Annotated in this window: 18 protein-coding genes; 11 read left to right on the forward strand and 7 right to left on the reverse strand. The window is 69.4% G+C overall.

The window, feature by feature from the left end:
* Positions 1–356 precede the first annotated feature (356 nt).
* The 6 genes from KA419_01005 to KA419_01030 form a co-directional block, all read right to left on the reverse strand.
* Positions 357–1526, reverse strand: coding sequence for an acyl-CoA dehydrogenase family protein (locus KA419_01005; GenBank protein MBP7864498.1), 1170 nt, complete (start codon positions 1524–1526; stop codon positions 357–359).
* Between the two features lie 63 nt (positions 1527–1589).
* Positions 1590–3005 (reverse strand): metallophosphoesterase family protein, encoded by a 1416-nt coding sequence (locus KA419_01010; GenBank protein ID MBP7864499.1) that lies wholly within the window; start codon positions 3003–3005, stop codon positions 1590–1592.
* Positions 3006–3132: 127 nt separating this feature from the next.
* Positions 3133–4101 carry a hypothetical protein gene (locus KA419_01015; GenBank protein MBP7864500.1) on the reverse strand — a complete coding sequence of 323 codons (969 nt, stop codon included), beginning with the start codon at positions 4099–4101 and terminating at the stop codon, positions 3133–3135.
* Position 4102: 1 nt separating this feature from the next.
* Entirely contained in the window at positions 4103–5320 is a 1218-nt protein-coding gene (locus KA419_01020) for a cyclic nucleotide-binding domain-containing protein (protein ID MBP7864501.1), read from the reverse strand.
* A gap of 158 nt (positions 5321–5478) precedes the next feature.
* Positions 5479–6348, reverse strand: coding sequence for a 16S rRNA (cytidine(1402)-2'-O)-methyltransferase (gene rsmI, locus KA419_01025; GenBank protein MBP7864502.1), 870 nt, complete (start codon positions 6346–6348; stop codon positions 5479–5481).
* Positions 6349–6382: 34 nt separating this feature from the next.
* Entirely contained in the window at positions 6383–7159 is a 777-nt protein-coding gene (locus KA419_01030; GenBank protein ID MBP7864503.1) for an XdhC family protein, read from the reverse strand.
* Positions 7160–7464: 305 nt separating this feature from the next.
* Here KA419_01030 and KA419_01035 point away from each other — a divergent pair, with 305 nt between their 5' ends.
* From KA419_01035 to KA419_01055, 5 genes are all read left to right on the forward strand, one after another.
* Positions 7465–8199, forward strand: coding sequence for a hypothetical protein (locus KA419_01035; protein MBP7864504.1), 735 nt, complete (start codon positions 7465–7467; stop codon positions 8197–8199).
* Positions 8196–8741 (forward strand): (deoxy)nucleoside triphosphate pyrophosphohydrolase, encoded by a 546-nt coding sequence (locus KA419_01040; protein MBP7864505.1) that lies wholly within the window; start codon positions 8196–8198, stop codon positions 8739–8741. Before KA419_01035 ends, KA419_01040 begins: the two co-directional genes overlap by 4 nt.
* Positions 8742–8826: 85 nt before the next feature.
* The gene (locus tag KA419_01045) at positions 8827–9249 is read left to right on the forward strand and encodes a YraN family protein (protein ID MBP7864506.1); all 423 of its coding nucleotides are present in this window, start codon (positions 8827–8829) and stop codon (positions 9247–9249) included.
* Between the two features lie 160 nt (positions 9250–9409).
* Entirely contained in the window at positions 9410–10183 is a 774-nt protein-coding gene (locus KA419_01050) for an E3 ubiquitin ligase family protein (GenBank protein ID MBP7864507.1), read from the forward strand.
* 64 nt (positions 10184–10247) lie between these two features.
* Positions 10248–12539, forward strand: a complete 2292-nt coding sequence (locus tag KA419_01055; protein ID MBP7864508.1) for an endoglucanase — start codon at positions 10248–10250, stop codon at positions 12537–12539.
* A 207-nt stretch (positions 12540–12746) separates the two neighbouring features.
* On the opposite strand, the gene KA419_01060 is transcribed toward KA419_01055, so the two are convergent.
* Positions 12747–14096 (reverse strand): MBL fold metallo-hydrolase, encoded by a 1350-nt coding sequence (locus tag KA419_01060; protein ID MBP7864509.1) that lies wholly within the window; start codon positions 14094–14096, stop codon positions 12747–12749.
* Between the two features lie 1351 nt (positions 14097–15447).
* Between KA419_01060 and hisG the strand changes: the two genes are divergently transcribed.
* From hisG to hisE, 6 genes are all read left to right on the forward strand, one after another.
* A complete protein-coding gene (gene hisG, locus KA419_01065) occupies positions 15448–16326 on the forward strand; it encodes an ATP phosphoribosyltransferase (GenBank protein MBP7864510.1) in 879 nt (292 codons plus the stop codon).
* 215 nt (positions 16327–16541) lie between these two features.
* On the forward strand, positions 16542–17630 hold the full coding sequence (locus KA419_01070; protein MBP7864511.1) for a histidinol-phosphate aminotransferase family protein: 1089 nt from the start codon (positions 16542–16544) through the stop codon (positions 17628–17630).
* Positions 17627–18211 (forward strand): imidazoleglycerol-phosphate dehydratase, encoded by a 585-nt coding sequence (gene hisB, locus KA419_01075; protein ID MBP7864512.1) that lies wholly within the window; start codon positions 17627–17629, stop codon positions 18209–18211. Before KA419_01070 ends, hisB begins: the two co-directional genes overlap by 4 nt.
* Positions 18208–18825: an imidazole glycerol phosphate synthase subunit HisH gene (hisH, locus tag KA419_01080; GenBank protein ID MBP7864513.1), complete on the forward strand. Its 618-nt coding sequence runs from the start codon at positions 18208–18210 to the stop codon at positions 18823–18825. Before hisB ends, hisH begins: the two co-directional genes overlap by 4 nt.
* Entirely contained in the window at positions 18822–19577 is a 756-nt protein-coding gene (gene hisF / locus KA419_01085; GenBank protein MBP7864514.1) for an imidazole glycerol phosphate synthase subunit HisF, read from the forward strand. The genes hisH and hisF overlap by 4 nt, the downstream gene beginning before the upstream one ends.
* Positions 19571–20869 (forward strand): phosphoribosyl-ATP diphosphatase, encoded by a 1299-nt coding sequence (gene hisE, locus KA419_01090; GenBank protein MBP7864515.1) that lies wholly within the window; start codon positions 19571–19573, stop codon positions 20867–20869. Before hisF ends, hisE begins: the two co-directional genes overlap by 7 nt.
* Positions 20870–20950: the final 81 nt, after the last annotated feature.

Consider the following 20950-nt stretch of genomic DNA (forward strand, 5'->3'; position numbering starts at 1 on the left):
GAACAGAGGGCAGCGCGGCCGTGGGGGGGGTGAACAGAGGGCAGCGCGGCCGTGGGGGGGGGTGAACAGAGGGCAGCGCGGCCGTGGGGGTGAGTGGTGAACAGAGGACGGCGGGGTCGGGAGCGGCGGCGGGTAGCAGCGCGGCCGCGGGAGGCGAACGGGGGCGGCGCGGCCGGGGGGGAAGCAGGCGGCGGGGGGCGAGGACGGAAGCTGCAGGGCCGGGAGGGGCCGGGGGAGCTTGCGCCAGCCGGGTTTCAAGGCCTGCGCGGGCCCTGCGCTCTCAAAGGTCCGTGCCGTCCTTTGGGTCCTTTGGGTCGTTTTGTCCTTTGAATCTTACCCCAACGAGTCGCGGGCTTTCAGTGGTAGGCGGGGATGCCGGTGATCCGGTGGCCGAGGATGAGGGTGTGGATGTCGTGGGTGCCCTCGTAGGTCCGCACCGACTCCAGGTTGAGCAGGTGCCGGATCACCGGGTGGTCGTCCACGATGCCGGCGGCGCCCAGGATGTCCCGGGCGGTGCGCGCGCACTCCAGGGCCATGTCCACGTTGTTGCGCTTCAGGAGCGACACCTGGTCGTGCCGAAGCTTCCCGGCCTCCTTGAGCCGGCCGGCCTGGAGGGCGAGAAGCTGCCCCTTGGTGATCTCGGAGAGCATCCGGACGAGCTTCTCCTGGGTGAGCTGGTGGGCGGCGATGGGCTTCCCCGCGAACTGGACCCGCTCCTTCGCGTACTCCAGGGCCGTGTGGTAGCACTCCATGGCGGCCCCGAGCACGCCCCAGCCGATCCCGTAGCGCGCCTGGGTCAGGCACTTCAGGGCGGCCTTGAGCGAGTCGGCCCCGGGGAGGCGGTTGGCGGCGGGGACGCGGCAGTCGTCGAAGAAGAGGGAGGCGGTGTCCGATGCCCGGAGGGAATACTTCCCCTTGATCTCCTCGGCGGAGAACCCTGGCGTCCCGCGCTCCACCAGGAAGCCGGCGTGACCGTCCCCGAGGCGGGCGAAAACCACCGCCAGGTCGGCCTGCGTGCCGTTGGTGATCCACATCTTGGCCCCGTTGAGCACGTAGGTGCCGCCGTCGGGCACCGCCCGGGTGGTCATCCCGGCGGGGTTGGACCCGAAGTCCGGTTCCGTGAGGCCGAAGCAGCCGACGGCCCTCCCCTCGAACAGCGCCGGGAGCCACTTTGCCTTGAGTTCCTCGCTCCCGAAGGCGTGGATGGGGTACATCACCAGGGCGCCCTGGACCGAGGCGAAGGAGCGCAGGCCGCTGTCACCCCGTTCCAGTTCCTGCATCACCAACCCATAGGCCACGGCGCCCATCCCGGGCAGGCCGTAGCCGTCCAGGTTCGCCCCGAGGAGGCCCAGTTCCGCGAGGGGCCCGATCAGCTCCCGGGGGAACCGCCCCTCCCGGTGGCAGGCGCCGAGGACCGGCTTGACCTGCTCCTCGACGAAGCGGCGGACCGTGTCCCGCACCATCCGCTCCTCCTCGGAGAAGAGGGGCTCGATGTCCATGAAATCCACGCCGTGAAAGGGTCTCATACCGCCTCCGTGATGGGTTTTCCGCCGGGCCCGGCCCGGCGCGATCCGTCGCCGCCCGGGGCCTCAGGCGGCGGGCCGGCCGCTTTGCGCCCCCTCGGGGGGCGTGCCCTCGGCCCCCGGCTTCGGTTTCGCCCCCCGCCCCCCGGACAGGTCGATGAAGGTCGAGGGCCCCGACGCGTTCTTCTCCAGGCGGAAAGCGTCGTTGAGCTGCCCGTCCACGGCGTAGGAGCGGTACTCCAGGCGCTCCGGCGACACGTCGATCACCTGGTAGTACTGCCGTCCGGAGTCCAGGACCGCCATGAGGCCCTTGTGGCGCGGGTTGACGGGGTAGGTCTTGAAACCGCCCGCGGAGATGACGTAGACGGTCCCGGGCGCGGACGGCCCCGCCACCTTCCCGCCGTGCAGCTTGTGGGTGCGGGCGTAGACGTGGTCGTGGCCCTGGAGCACCAGGTCCACGCCGTACTTGTCGAACAGCGGCAGGAGAAGGTCGCGCATCTCGGGGTTGTCCCGGTCTTTGCCGGCGGAGAAGACGGGGTAGTGCATCAGCACCACCACCCAATGGCTGTGGTTGCGCGCGAGGAGGTCCTCCAGCCAGGCCAGCTGGGCTTTCCGGATGGCCTCGCGTTTCTCCTCGCGGAAGGCCGAACTGCTGAAGACGGCCGTGCTCAGGGAGATGAACCGAACCCCCTGGTAGTCGAAGTAGAAGGCCTCGTCCTTGAGTTCGGCGATCCCCTCGGGGGCGTTGGCGGGGAAGCAGAAGTGGGCGCGCCACGTGGGGGCCACGCTGTCCATCTTCTTGCTGGTGATCCAGTCGGGCAGCGCATGCATGTCGTGGTTGCCGGGGGACGCCATGACCGCCGTCTCCGAGCCGATGAACCCGAGGGCATCGCAGAACTCGCCCCACAGGGCGTCGTCGTACCCTTCCGCCACCAGGTCCCCGGCGAAGAGCACGAGCCGGGCGTCGGGCGCCTTGCGGAAGGCCTGCCGGACCGTCCGTGAACAGTGGGAGAAGATGCCGTTCTGCATGTCGCCGATGTAGAGGAAGCGGAAGGGGTCGGGTTTGTCCGACGCCGTCCGGATGGTGAACCATTCGCTCCACGCCTTCTCCCCGCCGACCCGATAACCGTACGCCGTGTCGGGAGCGAGGTCCCGGAAGAGGGCGACGTGGTGGTAAACCGTCTCGCCCTTGTCGGTTTTCAGGCTTTCCGAAACCGCCTTCACGCTCACCGCCTTCTCGTGGAAGTCCGTCTCGGACCGGGCGGGGGCGATCTGGGCGACGGGGTCGGCGACGGGGACCCGGGTCCGCCAGGTCACCACCTGGGAACGGGTCGGGTCCACGCTCACCGTGAGGAGGATGCGCTCGGGGCTGGCCGGGTTCTTCCGGGGCGCCGGCTCGGGGGGCGCGTCGGCCAGGGCGAGGGACGCCGCGGCTGCCAGGACCAGGGCAACGAGGAGGGCTCCCGACCGCTTGGATGTCATCGACCGTCTCCTTTGGGTATTATCCGCGGGGGAAGGGGGGACTGCCTCCTCCCCCTCAGCCTTCGATGAAGAAAAATCCCCGGGGAATCACGCCCCGGGGAGGTGTCATCGCGGGGGAAGGGCCGTCTCAGAGGTAGCCGACGGCCCGGTACTGCTTGATTTTCTGGGGGATCACCGTGTTCCAGTAGTCCTCGAAGTTGAAGGTCGAGTAGTCGTGGAACGGGGCGGGGCCCGTGTCCACCAGCAGGCACCGGCACTCGGCGCCCGAGATCAGGACGAAGATGTTGTTGGGGCTGACGGAGGTCTTCCACTCCGGGTACTTGACGAACAATTCCAACATGCAGTCGATGAAGGCTTTCACCGAGGACTTTACGGCTCGCCAGACCGGGCTCTCGGGCCCGCCCAGGTCGTAGTAGACCTTTGCCAGCGAGTCCCCGGCCAGTTTCTGCTTGATCATGAAGTTGCCGAAGGGGTCGCTCTGCTCGATCCGGGGGACCGGGACGCCGTTCTTCTCGAAGAAATCGGTGGCGTAAAACTCCTCCACCAGGTGGTTCCGACTGTACTGGCGGGGCTTGGCGATCTTGAGCACCGAGCCCGGCGACTCCTCGAAGTCGAAGACGACGCCGTTCTCGCCTTCGCCGATCTTCGGGATCTTCACGTTCAGGCGCTGCCCCTGGAGGTCCAGGGAGATCAACCCCATCCGGGCGGCGGAGAGCCGACGGATGACGTGGTTGGACTCGTTGTCGAGGTAGAGGTCCCGGAGGTCGTCCTGGAGGTTGGCCACGTACTCCCGGGACCCGAAACCCAGGCTGGACTCGGAGCGGTGCTCCTGGAGGAACATCCCGAGGTAGCCGGCGGTCCGCAGCGCGGCGACGAGGTCCTGGATCCGGGAGTACTGGGGGGCGAACAGCAGGTCGAACAGGCCGACATTCCGCCCCGAGATGGCGCGGAAACCGCAGTTCCGGCACTCGTCCACCTGGACGTTCGGCACCCGGATCACGGAGTCGGAGACGGTGATGTCCTGGGAGGAAGTGGTCGCCACCAGGATCCCGTCCTCGCAGCGCGGACAGATGTCGGATTCGAGCGGCACGGTCATTTCAGGCTCCTGAAGCGGTTGTTTCCGGGTTGGATTCCACGAGTTTCTGGTAGGCGTTGTTGAGGTGGTACAGGCGCTCGGCCAGGATGGTGGCCACGTTCTTGATGAGCTTGTACGGCGCCGTCAGGTTCGCCTCCAGCAGTTCGTTGAAGTCGTCGCAGTCGATCTCGATGAGCTTGCAGGCCGTGGCGGCCACCACGGTCATGGAGCGCGGCACCCGGAGCAGAAACGCCTGTTCCCCGAGGACCGACCCCCGGCCCACGCGGATCTTCAGGGCGCCGGGCTTGTGATAGTGGCGCTTGCGAACCTCCACCTCCCCCTCCAGGATCAGGTAGAAGTTCTCGCCCACGGCCCCCTCGTGGAGGATGACGTCCTCGGCGTCGAACTCCACGGTCCGGGCGATCTTCAGGAGGAGGTAGATCTCGGCGGGGGTCATGCCGCGGAAGATCTCGAACTCCTTGACCTCGTCCCGCTCGGACTTGGTGACGGCCTGGGGGACGAGCCACTGGAGGTAGCCCGTGCGCTGGTACTTCTTGATCCGGTCGGGCAGGACCTCGTTCCAGTACTTGTCGAAGCTGAAGCCGTCGTAGTTCTTCTTCAGGGTCGTCCCCGGGTCGATCAGGACGAACTCCGTCGGGTCCTTGAACTTGCCCCCCTCGGCGAGGACGTAGATGTTGTTGGGGCTGATGCTGACCTTGCAGTCCGGGCGCTTCTTGAAAAGGTCCAGGAGGCGGTTCAGGAAATTCTCCAGTCCTTCCAGGATGAGGCTCTGCGTCTTGACCGTCAGCTTGTCGAAACGCATGTAGAGGCTGGTGACCGACTCGCCCTCGATGAAGTCCTTGACGCAGTAACGGCCCAGGGGGTCGAGGTGGAAGATCCGGGGGACGGCCACGTTCTCCGACAGGAAGAACTCCGTGGTCATGGCTTCCTCGAGGAGACGCTCGCGGCAGATGGGCTGCTGCTTGGCCACCTTCAGGCAGAGGGGTTTCCCGGGGTCGGCGATGGGCAGGGAGTGCCCCGGGAGGTGGTAGACCATCCCCCGGTCCCCCTCGCCGAGCGGCGGAAGGCCGACGGTCAACTCGGCGCCGCCGTAGGTGACGGTGAGACTCTTCTTGCCGGCCTCGGCAGCCTCCTGCACGGTCTCGAAAAACTCGACGGCCGCCTCTTCCAGCTCGGGGGCCTCCAGGTGCTTCATGGTTACGATTTCGTCATCCGGCATGGTCTCCTCTCCCTCTCCGATATTGGTTGCGATCCAGAAATGACGGGTTCATTATACATCAGCCGAATGGGTGTTCAAGCAAAATCGGGTGCGGGGCCCCGCCTCGGGAAGGCCTTGCGGGGGGCGAACCGCGCCGGCGGCCCGGAGGGCGGTCCCGGCTACCGCCGCCTGCCGGCCATCCGGTAGGCCTCGTTGCGCGGGATGCCGCAGAGTCGCGACAGGATGGCGGCCACGTCCCGGTTCGACAGCCCCTTCCCGTCCAGGGCCGCGAGGCACGCGGCGGGGTCGGGGGCACTGCCGGCGCTGGCCCGGGCGTCCGGCAGGGCGGCACCCGCCACCGCCAGGGTGATCTCGCCCACCACGCGCTCCCGGCCCGCCAGCGCTTCCCGAAGGGCGGACGTCTTCATCCGCAGGACCTCCTCGTGCAGCTTCGTCAACTCCCGGCAGAACAGGGCCTCCCGGTCCCCGAGGACCGCCTGCAGGTCGCCCAGGAAGGCCAGGACCCGGTGCGGGGCCTCGTAGAAGACCAAGGTCCAGGGCAGGTCCCGCACCGTCTCCAGGAACCGGCGGCGGGCCGGCCCCCTCGGGGGGGCGAAGCCCAGGAAGAGGTAGGGCGACGGGCTGAGGTGGGAGACGGACAGGGCGGCCGTCACCGCGGACACGCCGGGGACGGGCACCACCCGGACCCCCCGGGCCAGGCACTCGCGGACGAGGGCGGTCCCGGGGTCGGACACCGCCGGGGTCCCCGCGTCGGTGACCAGTGCGGCCCGCAGGCCCCCGGCGATGCGGTCGGCCAGCCGCCGGGCGCTTTCCCGCTCGTTGAAGTCGTGATGGGAGACCCGGGGGGCCCCGACACCGTAGTGCTGCAGCAGCCGGCCGGTCCGGCGGGTGTCCTCGCAGATCACCAACTCCGCGGCGCGGAGTGTCTCCAGTGCCCTCAAGGTGAGGTCCCCGAGGTTTCCGATGGGGGTGGCCACCACGTGGAGGACGGCCGTTTCGGCGGACGGGTCGGCGGGCGGTATTTTCATGTCGGTCTCCGGGGCGCCGGCCGTCCCGAGCCCCTCAGGCGTTCCGGACGGAGATCAGCTCGCCCAGGATGCTGACGGCGATCTCCTCCGGGGTCTCCGAGTGGATGGGGATGCCGATGGGCATGTGCACCCGCTCCAGTTCGCCGGGGGTGAAACCCTCCGCCAGCAGGCGGCCCCGGATGGTCCCGGCCTTGGACTTGCTGGCGATCATCCCCAGGTAGGCGCACGGCTTGCGGATGACCTTCTTCAGGATCTCCTCGTCGAACTCGTGGTTCCGGGTCATGATGACCACGGCGGAGCCCGGGTCGAAGTCCGGGAGGGTTTCCAGCGACGGGTCGAGAGGGAGGCATTCCTCGACGGCCGGCTCGTTCCAGGCCCGCACCTCGTCGAGCAACTCGGCGCGGTCGTCCGTCACCCGGAGACGGTACCCCGCCAGGGCGGCCGCGCGCAGGAGGGCCTTCCCGCAGTGCCCGGCCCCGAAGACCAGCAGGCGGGGCGCCGACTCGTGGTATTCGTAGAAGACGTCGGCCTCGCCCCCGCAGATGGCCGAGCCCTTGCCGGCCTCGTCGGGGTGGAAGGCGTAGTGCCGCAGCGCGCAGCCCTTCGACGCGAAGAGGGCCTGGGCGTCCCGGGTCACGGTGTCCTCGAAGGAGCCCCCGCCGATGGTGCCCAGGGAGGACCCGTCGTCGAAGACCGCCATGCGGGTGCCGGCCTTGCGGGGGGTCGAGCCCGCCGTCCGCACGATGACGGCCGTGACCAGTCGGCCCCTGTCCCGCAGGGCCGCGTCGAGTTTTCCGAATTCGTTCCGCATCCGCTTGTCCTCCTTGGGGCTTTCTCCAGCGATCGAAGCGGAATTCTACCCGACTCGGCGTGAAATGGAACCACGAAATACACCGAAGAGACGAAAAAGCCGCCTCTCGAGGACCTTCCCACCCTGAAGGCGGCAAAAGCCCGCCAACCCCGCCAACCTCGCCGGCCCCGTCTGTCCCTTTGGTCCTTTAGGTCCTTTTGGTCCCTTCGTCCTTTCGCCCTCCCCAGGCAGTCCGCGGGAAAGGCCTTGACAGTCGGCGGGCTTTCGGTAACATGGGCCAGATCCCGACTGGTGGAGAAACCCGAATGAAAAACGAAAGCACGAAGAAGAACCCTCCGGGGAAGGAGACCGCAAAACCCGATTCCCCAAAAAAGGACGCCCCAAAGAAGGAAACGGTGAAGCCGCCCCCCCCGAAGAAACCCCGGGCCGACGCGAAGAAACCGGAGAAGAAGTCGTCCGGGAAGAAACGGGGCGCGTCCCAGAGCCTCGGCGTCATGGACATCGTCGTGGCCGCCCTCTTCATCGGCGGCCTGATCTTCGCGGTGGCGGCCTTCTCGAACTCGGTCCACCCCATGAAGGACTCCTTCATCTACTGGCCCCTCGCCATCGGCGGCGGAATCGGTCTCATCGCCGGTTTCGTGGTCTGGAAGGTCACCCACTTCGAGTCGGTGGTCTTCATGACGGTGGTCATGCTCCTGGGGGGCGCCTCCATCGCCGCCGGGATCGTCCTCGCGTTCAACCGGCCGCTGGACCGTTCCCGCGGCGAGATCCGGAACCTGAAGGTGGTCTACAAGTACGCCATCGGCGCCGAGCCCGACCAGGAATACTACGTGGAGGTCGATGACGCCGAGAAGTTCCCCGTCAAGAAGATCCCGGTCCAGAAGGACGTCTACCAGGCCATCCCGCCCCTGGACCAGCCGGGCGACCACCGGGTCGCCGTCCAGGTGCGCCCCGGGTTCTTCGGTTTCCCCTACATCGAGCGGACGCTGTCGCCGGGGATGATCCCCGACAAGCCCGGCCCGCCGGTGACGGCGAAGTGAGCCCCGGTTCCGGTCCCCGGCCGGTGGAGGTCCCCGCCATCGTCGTGACGGCCGCCGTCGTCACCCGGGAGGGGAAATTGCTGCTCACCCGCCGGCGCGACGGCGACCACCTCGGGGGGACCTGGGAATTCCCCGGGGGCAAGCTCCACGACGGCGAGTCTCCCCCCCAGGGCCTCCGGCGGGAGCTGGCGGAGGAGCTGGGCGTGGAGGCCGAGGTCGGGGACGCCTTCCGCTTCGCCTGGTGGGAGTACCCCGAGAAGAAGGTCCTGCTGCTGTTCTACCGCTGCCGGATCGTCGCCGGCGAGCCCCGCCCCCTGGAGTGCGCGGAGGTCGGGTGGTTCGGGGAGGCGGAGATCGGCGCCCTGCCCATGCCGCCGGCGGACCAGGGCATCCTGGAGGACGTCCGTACCCTCGTCCGCGAATCCCTCCCCGAAGGCAATGACGCCTGCTGCGGGGATGTCAATCCGGATGGCCCCGTTAGAAGCCCGGATTCGGGTCTCCCGAGGCACGGCGGCACGGAGAAGAGTCCTGAGGATTTTTGATTCTGTTCAATACGATTCGCACTTCTCCGTGCCTGTGAGAGAAAGGGCTTTTGCGAACGCATCAAACTTGAGGGGGGCGGCGCGAATGTGGTTCCGATTCCTGGAGCGGCTGCGGGGGAACCCCTTGCGGCGGCGCGTCTCGCGGCGGGCCCTGCGGGACCCGGCCCGGCTCGGGCGAGAGGGCGAGTGGCTCGCCTACGACCTCCTGGTCCGGAAAGGGTACGACGTGGTGGCCCGGAACTGGCGGGCGCCCTTCGGCGAGGTCGATCTCGTGGCCCGGCGGGGGGACGCCCTCCACCTGGTGGAGGTCAAGACGCGCCGCCGCCACGAGGTCTTCCGGCCCGAGGACCGGGTGGACGCGGAGAAGATGGAGCGATACCGCGACCTTGGGGTGTATTTCCTCAAATCCCACCGCCTGGACATCCGGGACCTGCGCTGTCACCTGGTGGCCATCACCGTGGGCGAGGACCGTCGGGCCACCCTGGAGTTTCACGAAAACGCCTTCTGAACACGAGCCGGCCGCGCGGCGCCCGCCCGGCCCTTGACTTCCCCGCTCAACCCAACTATCATGCCCCCCGTGAATCCCGGTCGGTCCGTCAAACGTTCCGCGACGTCGCGGAGAAACCGCGGGTCGAACGCAAACATCCGCTTCCTGAAAGGAGGTTCTCATGGCCATGGCGATCGTGGGTCTCGTGCTTTTCCTGGCGGGGGGAGGCTGCCTGTGGGCCCGGTCCCGGACCCTGGCGAAGGCCGGGAAACTTCGCGCCATCCCGCCGAAGACCGTCGGCGAGGTGCTCGCGGGCGCCGGCGGCGTGGTGGCCCTGCAGGGCGAGATCGTCTGCGAAGATCCGCTCAAGGGCGAGCTTTCGGGCGTGTCCTGCGTCTACTACCGGATGCAGGTCGAGCGGGAGACGGAGGAGGAGTACACCCAGTGGAACGAGCAGGAGAAGCGCAACGAGCGCAAGACCCGCCGCCACCGGGAGACCATGTCCTCCAACACGCGGCGCTGCCCCTTCACCCTCCGGGACGCCTCGGGTTCCATCCGGGTCCTGCCCGAGGGCGCCGAGATGGAGGCGGAGAAGGTCCTCTCCAAGTTCGAACCCGAGCGGGCCGGCTTCTCCCTTTCCATCGGCGGGTTCTCCCTGAACCTGTCCGGGGTCGCCTCCGTCGGCCAGGGACGCCGCACCCTGGGGTACCACTTCGAGGAGTACGCCCTGCCCACCGGGCGGACCGTCTTCATGACCGGGGAAGCGGACACCCGGGGGGGGTCCTGGAACGTCCACACCCCCGGCGACAAGACCGTCCCCTGCCTGATCTCCACGAAGTCCCGGGAAGCCACCATCAAGGGGAAGGAGACGTCGGCGCTGATCCTGATGATCGTCTCCATCGCCCTCTTCGTGGGCGGGATCGCCTGCCTCGCCGCCGGTGCCATGCAAACGTAAATCGCCATCACCTTGTTTTTCGCGGTTCTTTTTCCGGTTTGCCCCGGTTGGGCAGGGAGGGACGATGATTCGGCAAAAATCGCTGACGGCCCTGGTGATCCTGGTGCTGTTCTGGGGCGCCGCGAGCGCCGACCCCCTCCAGGTGTACGTGGACAGCCTGCTCAACGGCTTCGAGGACTGGAGCTGGGCGACACACAACCTCGGCCAGACGGCGGTCGTGCACACCGGGGGCAGTGCCGTTTCCTTCGAGCCCGACAGCTGGGGCGGCCTCTACTTTCACCGGAGCGCCGGGATCGACGTGAACGCCTACGACCGCCTGGAGTTCTGGGTCCACGGGGGCGCCTCCGGCGGCCAGGCCGTACGGCTGGCCCTGCTCATCGGCGGGTCGTCGGCGGGGAGCGCCCGGGTGGACACCTTCATCACCGGCGGGGCCATCCCGGCCGGGCAGTGGGTGAAGGTCACGGTCCCCTTCGCGTCGCTGGGCTTGACCACGGGAATCCTGGACGGCTTCTGGTTCATGGCGGACACGGCCGGCGACCAGCCCACGCTCTACCTCGACGATTTGAGCTTCCTGGAGCGGGAGGGCGGTCCGCCCACGGGCGAGACCGTGTCGGTGTCGGTGGACCCCGCCCTGGACCGGCGGGCAGTCAACCCGCACATCTTCGGCGTCAACTTCGGGACCGACGAGGCCGTCGCCCGGATGAAGTACCCCCTGCGCCGGTGGGGCGGCAACAGCACCACCCGCTACTCGTGGCAGGACGACGCCGACAACCGGGGCTCCGACTGGTTCTTCTTCTCCTACCCCCACGACAACGACCACCCGGAGCAGTTGCCCGACAACTCCGACGCCGACCGTTTCATCGACGCCACCCGGGCCGCGGGCGCCCAGCCCCTGGTCACCCTCCCCCTCATCGGCTGGACGGCGCGGGACCGCACGCGGCGGTGGAGTTTCTCCGTGGCCAAGTATGGCGCGCAGCAGGAGACCGAGTGCACCGCCACCGGCTGGGCGTCGTGGTGCACGGCGGACGCCGGCAACGGCCGCCACCCGGACGGCACCTTGATCACCGGCAACGACCCCGACGACGCCTGCCGGGAGGTCGGCCCGTCCTTCGTCACGGGCTGGACGGCACATATCGCCGGCCGGACCGGGACGGCGGGCAACGGCGGCGTGAAGTTCTATGCCCTGGACAACGAGCCCATGCTCTGGAACTCCACCCACCGGGACGTCCACCCGTCCGGGGTCACCTACGACGAACTATGGCAGCGGACCCTGCTCTACGCCGGGGCCGTGAAGGCCCTCGACCCGGACGTGCAGATCTTCGGCCCGGTGGTGTGGGGCTGGTGCGCCTACTTCTACTCCGCCGCCGACGGGTGCTCGGCGGGGGCCGACGCCGCGGCCCACGGCGGGATGGCCTTCCTCCCGTGGTACCTCCAGCAGGTGGAGGCGCACCGGGTGAGCACCGGCGTCCGCCTGGTGGACTACCTGGACGTCCACTTCTACCCGCAGGCCAGCGGGGTCTTCGGCGGCGGCGAGGAGTACGCCGCCGTCCGGCTCCGCTCGGTCAAGGGGCTCTACGACCCCGCGTACGTCGACGAGTCGTGGATCGGCCAGCCGGTCCGCCTCATCCCGCGGCTGCGGGAGTGGGTCGCCCAGTACGCGCCGGGAACGAAGATCGCCGTCACGGAGTATTCCTGGGGGGACGACAACCTCCCCAGCACGGCGCTGGCCGAGGCGGAGGCCCTGGCCGTCTTCGCCCGGGAGGGCGTGGACGCGGCGACCCGCTGGGTGGCCCCGCGCCCCGGGAACCGCGCCGAGGACGCCTTCTCCCTCTACCTGAACTACGACGGGGCCGGGAGCCGGGTGGCGGGCGAGAGCGTCCGGGCCCTGAGCGGCAACGTGGACCGGGTGGGGGCCTACGCCGTCCGGGGGGCCGGGGGGAAGCTCTTCCTCCTGCTCTTCAACAAGGACACGGTCGCCCACCCGGCGGCGGTGTCGGTGACGGGCTCCTTCACCGGGGACCTCCAGCTGTACCGCTTCGACGCCTCCAACCGGCTGGCCCCGGCCGGGGCCGTAACCCCCTCCGATGCCGGCTCGTGCACGGTGAACCTCCCCGCCCGCTCCGCCACCCTGGCGGTGGCGCCCTGGAGCGAATCGGGCGGCGCCCTGGCCGGGGACCTCAACGACGACCACGCCCTGACCGCCGCCGACGCCCTCCTCCTGGCCGCCCTCCTGGCCGGTCAACTGGACGGGATGGCGAGCCCCTTCCCGGCACCCCTGGCCCGGGCAGACCTGAACCTCGACGGCCGGATCGACGCCGCCGACCTCGTCCTCCTCGCCCGCGCCCTCACCCGGTAGAGCCCCCCCGCACGAGGGGTTTCGATCACCCCTCGTCCGAGGGGTGATCATCGGTGATGCCCTCGCAAAAGTCCGGATGTTGCCCGCCGGGCGAGCGCAAAAAGGCCCGGCGGCGGGTTCCCCCGCGCCGGGCACCGTTCGAGATCCAATGATTCAGGCAACCGCGGCGCCGGCCCGGGACCGGCGGCTTTCCGCTCTCCATCCGGACTAATCCGGATAGGGCGGGTTGATGATGAGGTTCTTCGAGAACTGGGAGAACTGGGCCCGGGGCCCGTGGTATTTCGGCGGCGCCGGGTTGTTGTAGCTCTTGATGTTCTCCATGGGCCAGGTGAAGTCGGAGTAGATGGCCATCCGCTGCTGGATCGGCTGCCCCTTGACCAGGTTGAGCACCATCCCGTCCACGGCGAACGCGAGATCGCCCTGGGGATAGAAGGAGCGGATCTCGTCCACGGCGTGAACCCAGACATCGTTGTTGAGGAAGCAATGGGTGCCGACCGCCAGCCGGGGGTGGGTCATGTTGAGCATGTAGCCGAACATCTTCATGGGGGTGTGGGAGGAGAGCTGGACCTCCTTGTTGCCGGCCACGGCCTCCCAGTACCCGGGGTCGCCCTGCTTCAGGGCGGCCATCTTGTTCACCCAGACCTCGGGGTCGAGGGCCATCTCGCTGATCAGCACGTCGATGGGCTCACCGAACTGGTTGGCCTGGTCCACCATCTGGCTGTTGGGAAGAGAATCGCCGGTGAAGAGCACCCGGAGGCCGTTCCATTCCAGGACGTAGCCGACTGCGCCCTCACGGGCGTGAATGGACGGGTAGCTCCAGACCTTGGCCAGGGACGTGAAGGTGCTGTCCGGGTAGATGTAGTTGTTTCGGCTGCCGATGGTCCGGTAATTCGTCTCGTGCGGGATGAGGGTGTAGCCGTCCTCGCCGGTGGTGAGGCCGGTGGGCAGGAAGCTGAAGCTCTCCCGGTGCCACCGGCACAGGTTGTAGAGGTTCTGGCAGAACGCGGTCGTGCCCTCCTCCGGGATCTCCACGGGGGGGTTGACGTCGTCGAAATACGGGCCGCTGGGGCCGTAGACGTGCAGCGGGGTCTTGCGGTCGTTGGCCGGGCCGAAGCAGTAGATGGTGGTCAGATCGCTCATGTGGTCGCCGTGGAGGTGGGTCAGGAAAACCCGGGTCATCTTCGAGTAGGGCACCCCCATGCAGATGTACTTCATGACCACCCCGGACCCGCAGTCGAACACGAAGCACTCCCCGGAGCCCAGTTCGATGAAGATGCTGTTGCAGGCCTGCCCCAGCCGGGGCGAAAAAGCCGTACCCATGAAACAGATCCGCATTTCGTTCGGCGCCAGTTCCTCCCCGGGGATAAAAAACGTCTGCAACAGGTGGCGCCGGATCTCGGGGTTCGAACCGTCCCCGCAGACCGCCCGCGGCCGCTCGACGACCCCTCCGCCCTCCCCTTTCCGCATGGACATCCCCGACAACGCCCCGCCGGTCATCACGGCCCCGGCGGTCAAACCCGACATCTTCAGCGCGTCCCGACGATTGATCTTCGACATGGGTCCTCCTGAAAACTTGGATTGAACGGGCTATTCACGAAATTGGTTTTAGTATAAGCGGAATAGCGCCTGCAAACAAGGGAAAGTTATATTCGGGCGGGACCCGGTGACAGATTGTCCGGTTCGCTCCGAAGGGGACGCCCACCAGAGCGTGGGTGGCATTTTCACCGGTTTTCTGGGTTTGGGCTCCTGCCCCGGCGGGAGTTTCGCCCCCTCTGCGTCCGCCTGATTCGCCGCTTCCGGGAAGAACATCCGGTCCGCGGGGCTCGCGGCGGAGGACACGGGGGCCGGGTTGCCTGCCCGATGGGCATGTCGGTTGACCGGCAGGCGCTTTCTGCCGACCGGCGCCGCACGCCCCGACGGGAGGTTCGGTGCGCCACCCGGCAGGCGGCGGGTACGGCAGGGGATTTCCGTGATCTCATCCGTGCACTGCCGACCCGGTTAGCGGATTGTCCCGAAAACGACGTCGCCCCGGCACGCAGAACCAACGGGAGGAACCCAGGAAACTCGGAACCCTTCTCCTCATTCTTTTCGCAGCCTGCCTGATTCCCGTCACCGCCGCAACCGCGGAACAGAAAGCCGCCGTTTTCGGAAGAATGAAAGACCTGACCGAGAATTGAGAAAAAAATGGGTTGACAGATCCGGAACGTCTCCTCTAGTATCAAAAGCGAGGTTTGACATGAAGAGCATCGCGAACGTCAACTGGCATCCTCACCACACCGCTTCCGCGGTCGGGGGTGCCGTGTAGCCGTTTGCGCCGTACGATAAGTACCCAAGCCCCCGGCCCCAAGTCCGGGGGCTTTTTTTTCGAGAATCCCGAACGGAGCGACAATGAAATTATTCGAACCCAACCAAACCGGCGAAGAACCCTCATCGGCATCGGTATCGGTATCGCAATCGCAATCGGTCTCGAAACCTGAACGAGGTCACGCAATCACGTCGGCCCGGATGCGGCCCTCGAACCGCCGCTCCGTGGCTACCGGACTTCCCTCCGCCGAGGTCCTGGCCCACCGCGCCCACGGCCGCCACCCCCCCCACCCGGGGTGAACACCGCGTGTCGTGCCGCACGAGACGGACCCCGGGTGAAGACGCCTTCCCCGGGGTTCCTTTTTTTGCACGGAGTGACCATGAAACGAGCCCGGATTGCCCAACGTGATGAAAAGCCCTCATCGGGGTCGGTATCGGAATCGGTATCGCCGTCGGAAACGGCCTTGCTATCGGCACCGGGTTCGACATCGACGGCGAGGCCGACGGCGATACCGATTGCGATACCGACTGCGATACCGATCCCGATACCGACCCCGAGGATTGAGACGACGAGAAATCGATTTTAATCAGGAGAGAAAGGAACATGGCAAATAACACACCAAGAAATCAGACGACCCTCAACCTGGCCCTGCCCAAGGGCCGCATGTACGACGCCGTGAGCCGACTGATGGACGAGGCCGGCCTGGGCGTGCTCAACAACGGGCGGGACTACCGGCCCCGCTGCCGGGACCCCCGCTTCAACCTCAAGGTCCTCAAGCCCCAGAACATCGTCCGCATGGTGGAACTGGGGAGCCGCGACGCCGCCTTCGCCGGTCACGACTGGGTGGTGGAGCTGGGCGCGGACGTCCGGGAACTGCTCGACACGGGCCTCGACCCCGTCCGGATCGTGGCGGCCGCCCCGGCCGGCCTGGCCGACCCCGCCCGGCTCCGCGCGCGCCGGATCACGGCAGCCTCGGAGTACGAGCGCATCACCCGGGACTACCTGGACCGGGAAGGGTACGACTACGTCTTCCTTCGGAGCTACGGGGCCACCGAGGTCTTCCCCCCCGACGACGCCGACCTGGTGGTGGACAACACCGCCACCGGCCGGACCCTGGAGGAGAACGGCCTCACGATCGTGGACGAGCTGCTGCGCTCCTCCACCCGCCTCATCGCCAACCCGCGGGCCCTGGAGGGGGAGCGCGGGAAGGTCCTCGAGGAACTGGTCCTGCTGGTGCGCGCCGTCCTGGACGCCCGCCGGCGGGTCATGGTGGAGATGAACGTCTCGGGCGACGTCCTGGACGGGGTCATGCGCCTCCTCCCCTGCATGCGCTTCCCCACCGTCGCCCCCCTCTCCGGCGACGCGGGCTACGCCGTGAAGGCGGCGGTCCCGCGCGATTCGGTGGCCCGGCTCATCCCGCTCCTGAAAGCGGCCGGCGCCACCGACATCCTGGAATACCCCTTCTCCAAGGTGGTGCTCTGATGGACCTCAACCCCCAAAGCAGTGGCGCAAGCTTCAGCTTGCGCGGGACAAACCAACCCCAGAGCAACCTTCCAACCTCCAACCTGGAAAAACCGGAGAAGAACCACGAACGACACGAACCACACGAAAAGGGACCGGACGCAACGATGAAAGGTTTTCCAGGGAGTGGACGATTTCGAGCTGAAGCAGCCCCTCCCTGCATCGGGACCGAACGGGTGTCGTCTCCCGACGTCCTCGCGCCAGCGCGCCGCAGCCTCCCCGCCCTCCGCCCGCCCCTGGGCGACGTCGAGCCCTGCGTCCCCCCGGCCGGCCGCGGCGCCTTCCGCCGGATGGACGCCAACGAGGGCCCGCCGCCCCCCGCCGGTCTCCTGGCGGAGGCCCTCGCCCGGGCCGCGGAAAAACTGGCTTACTACCCCGAGTACGCCGACCTGGAGGCGGCGGCCGCCGAGGCCTGGGGCATCGACCCGGCGGGGGTCGTCCCCGTCAACGGCGCCGACGACGGGATCCGCCTGGCGGTGCAGGCGTACTGCGGGCCGGGGGCGCCGCTGGCCGTCCCCGAGCCGGCGTTCCCCATGTACGCCTTCTACGCCGCCACGCTCCCGGCCCCGGTCCTCCGGGTGCCGGGCCGGCTGGACCGGCCGCCGGACGCGGACCGCCTGATCCGCGTCCTCCCTTACGCCGCCCTGGCCGCGGTGGTCACGCCCGGCAACCCGGTGGGGCTGCGCGTTCCCGAGGCGGACCTCGAGCGGCTCCTGGCGGCCGCGGGGCGGCGGCCGGTCCTCGCCGACGAAACCTACGCCGCCTTCTGCGGCCAGGACCTGGCGCCCCTGCTGCGCCGTCACCCCAACCTGGTCCTCCTGCGCACCCTGAGCAAGGCCTGCGGCGTGCCCGGGCTGCGGTGCGGCTTCCTGCTGGCCGACCCCGCCGTGGCCCGGCAGCTCCGCCGGATCTGCCCGCCCTACGCCGTCTCGGCGGTGGCGGCCGCCGTGGGCACCGACCTGCTCCGCCTAGACCAGGATGCCCCGGTGCGCGCCCGGGCCGCGGCGACCGAGGCCCGCGCCCTCTCCGCCTGGCTCGCGGACCGCGGGGTGGAGACGCTCCCCTCGGACACCCACTTCTTCCTGGCCCGGCTGGGGGCGGACGCACCGGGGCGCCTCCGGGCGGAGGGGATCCTGGTGAAGGGCCGGGGCGATCTCGGCCCGGGGCTCTGCCGGGTCAGCGTCGCCGGCGCGGACGACGCCGAGGCCTTCCGCGAGGCCTGGGTGCGTCTCGAGAGCCGGCCGGCCCCGGGAGGTGGATCATGAACACCGCACCGGTCACGCTGGAACGTACGACCACCGAGACCGCCGTCCGGGCGACCCTGGGCGGCGAGCCCGGGCGGGTCCGCGTCGAGACGTCGCTCAACGCGCTCACCCATTTCCTGACGCAGCTCGGATTCTACTGGGGGATCGGCCTCGAGCTGGAGGCGGAGGACCGCTTCCCCCTGGGCGACGGCCACCACCTGGCGGAAGACGCCGCCCTGGTCCTGGGCCGGGCCCTGGACCGCCTCCTGGGCGACCGGTCCGGGATCGCCCGGTACGGCCAGCGCTGGCTGCCCATGGACGAGGCCCTCGCCCTGGCCGCCGTGGACGCCGGGGGGCGCCCCTTCGCCGCGGTGGACGCCCCCCTCGCCGGGCGCGCCGTGGGTGAACTGGCCGGCGAGAACGTCCTCCACTTCTTCCGGACCTTCGCGGCGGAGGGGCGGCTGACCCTCCACCTGAAGGTGACGGGGGAAAACGCCCACCACGTGGCCGAAGCCGCGTTCAAGGCCCTGGGGATGGCCCTGGCCGAGGCGACCGCGCCGCGGGACGGCGGGGTCCGCAGCACGAAGGGGGTGCTCTCATGACCATCGGGATCGTGGATTACGGCGGCGGGAACCTGCGGAGCCTGGAGAACGCCCTCGCCCGGCTGGGCCTGCCGTGCCGACGGCTGACGGCGGCGCGCGCGGTGGCGGGGACCGATCGCCTGGTCCTCCCCGGCGTGGGGCACTTCGGCGCCGCGTCAGAGCAACTGGCCGTGTCGGGCCTGGGAGAGGCTGTCCGTGCCGTCGCGGGGCGCGGCGGGCGGGTGCTGGGCGTCTGCCTGGGGATGCAGCTCCTCTTCGAGTCCTCGGCGGAGGCGCCCGGCGCCCGGGGGCTGGGGCTCCTCCCGGGGTGCTTCCGCCGGCTCGGCGAGGCGCCCTTCGCCGGCGGGCCCCCGGACCGGCCCCTCAAGGTTCCGCACACGGGGTGGGACCGCGTGGACTTCGGCCCGGGGCGGCCCGCCGGGTGGTTCTACTTCGTCCACGCCTACGCCCTGCCGGCCTCGGACGTCTCCCGGGACGGCCTCGAGGCCGGGTGGTGCGACCACGGCGGCCCCTTCCTGGCCTCGCTTCGCCGGGGCGGGCTCGCCGGGGCCCAGTTCCACCCCGAGAAGAGCGGGGAGGCCGGGCTGCAATTCCTCGAGGAGGTGCTCTCATGAGGACGGTGCGCGTGATCCCCTGCCTGGACGTCACCGGGGGACGGGTGGTGAAAGGGGTAAAGTTCGAGGGACTGCGGGACGTGGGCGACCCCGTGGCGCTGGCCGAGCGCTACGCGGCCGAGGGGGCCGACGAGATCGTCTTCCTGGACGTGTCCGCCGGCATGGAGGGACGCCGGACCGCCCTGGAGGTGGTGGAACGGACCGCCCGCCGGGTCTTCGTCCCGCTGACGGCGGGCGGCGGCGTCCGGCGCGTGGAGGACGCCCGCGACCTCCTCCGGGCCGGCTGCGACAAGGTGGCCGTCAACAGCGCGGCGGTGCGGGACCCCTCGCTGATCGACCGCCTGGCGGCGGCCTTCGGGAGCCAGTGCGTGGTGGCGGCCGTGGACGCCCGGCGTGACGGCGACGGCTGGACCGTGGCGGTGGACGCCGGCCGGACCGCCACGGACCTTCCCGCGGTTCAGTGGATCGCGGAGGCCCAGGCGCGGGGAGCGGGCGAGGTCCTCCTCACCGCGGTGGACCGTGACGGGGTGAACGGCGGCTACGACTGCGACCTGATCCGCGCCGTTTCCGCCGTCCTCCGGGTCCCCCTGGTGGCGTCGGGCGGCTTCGGGCGGGTCGAGCACGCCGTGGAGGCCGTCCGGGCGGGCGCCGACGCCGTCCTGGCGGCGTCGGTGTTTCACGAAGGGCGGATGTCAGTCCGCCAGTTGAAGGAATTCCTGCGAACGCGCGGCGTGGAGGTGCGGCCATGTTGATCCCGAGCATCGACCTGAGGGCGGGGAAGGCCGTCCAGCTGGTGGGCGGGCGGCGGAAAGCGCTGGAAGTGGCGGACGTGGAGGGCCTCGCCCGCCGGTTCCGGGTGTACGGGACCGTGGCGGTGGTGGACCTGGACGCCGCCCTCGGCACGGGCGACAACCTGGACCTCGTTACCGCCCTGTGCCGCCTGGCGCGGTGCCGGGTGGGCGGCGGCGTCCGGAGCGAGGAGCGGGCCAACGCCCTGTTGCGGGCCGGGGCCGACAGCCTGGTGGTAGGGACGGCGGCCGAGCCCGCGTTCCTGTCGCGGCTGCCCCGCGACCGGACGTGGGTGGCCCTCGACCACCGGGACGGCCTCGTCCTCGACCGCGGCTGGCGCGGCGAGACGGGCGAGCGGCTGGAGAGGCGCCTGGAGCGTCTTGCGCCCTTGTGCGCCGGCTTCCTGGTCACCGACGTGGCGCGAGAGGGCCGGCTGGGGGGGCTCGACCGGGACGCCTTCCGGAGGCTGCGGGCCGTGTCGCCCCTCCCCCTGGTGGCGGCGGGCGGGGCGGCGTCGGAAGCGGAGGTGGCGGACCTCGACCGGCTCGGCGTGGACGTCCAGGTCGGCATGGCCCTCTACACCGGCCGGCTCGACCCCGCCGCCGCCTTCATCGCCTGCCTGGACTTCGCCAAGGGGGGCGGCCTCGTCCCCTGCATCGTCCAGGACCGGGCGGGGCGGGTCCGGATGCTGGCCTGGCAGACGCCGGAAACCCTGACGGAGGCGCTGTGCACCGGCCGGGGCGTCTACTGGTCCCGATCCCGGAACGAGCGGTGGGTCAAGGGCGCCACGAGCGGGAACACCCAGGCACTCCTCGAGGCGCGGGCGGACTGCGACCGGGACGCGGTTCGCTTCACGGTGGAGCAGACCGGCCCGGCCTGCCACACGGGGGCGGCCACCTGCTTCGGACCGGCGGACTTCCGCCTGGAGGACCTGGAGGCGGTCCTGGCCGGCCGCCGGGGCGGCGACGCCTCCGGGGGCTACACCGCCCGCCTCCTGGCCGACCCCGCCCTGCTGGACGCCAAGCTCCGCGAGGAGACGGAAGAGGTGATCGAGGCGCAGGCGCGGCCGTCGGACCTGGTCTGGGAGTGCGCGGACCTGCTCTACTTCCTGATGGTGCGCATGGCCGCCGGGGGCGTCACCCTGGCGCAGGTGGCGTCGGAACTGGCCCGCCGCCGCACCGTCAAGCGCGACGACAAGGGCAGAGGGGCCGCCGGCGGCCGCAACCCGATCTTGACCACGGATGAACACGGATGAACACGGATACGGGAATCCACTGCCGCCCCCGATGCCCTGATAGACCTCTGGATCCTCAGGGTCCTTTAAGTCCTTTAAATC

This window comes from Acidobacteriota bacterium (assembly GCA_018001935.1).
Classification (GTDB): Bacteria; Acidobacteriota; JAAYUB01; order JAAYUB01; family JAAYUB01; genus JAGNHB01.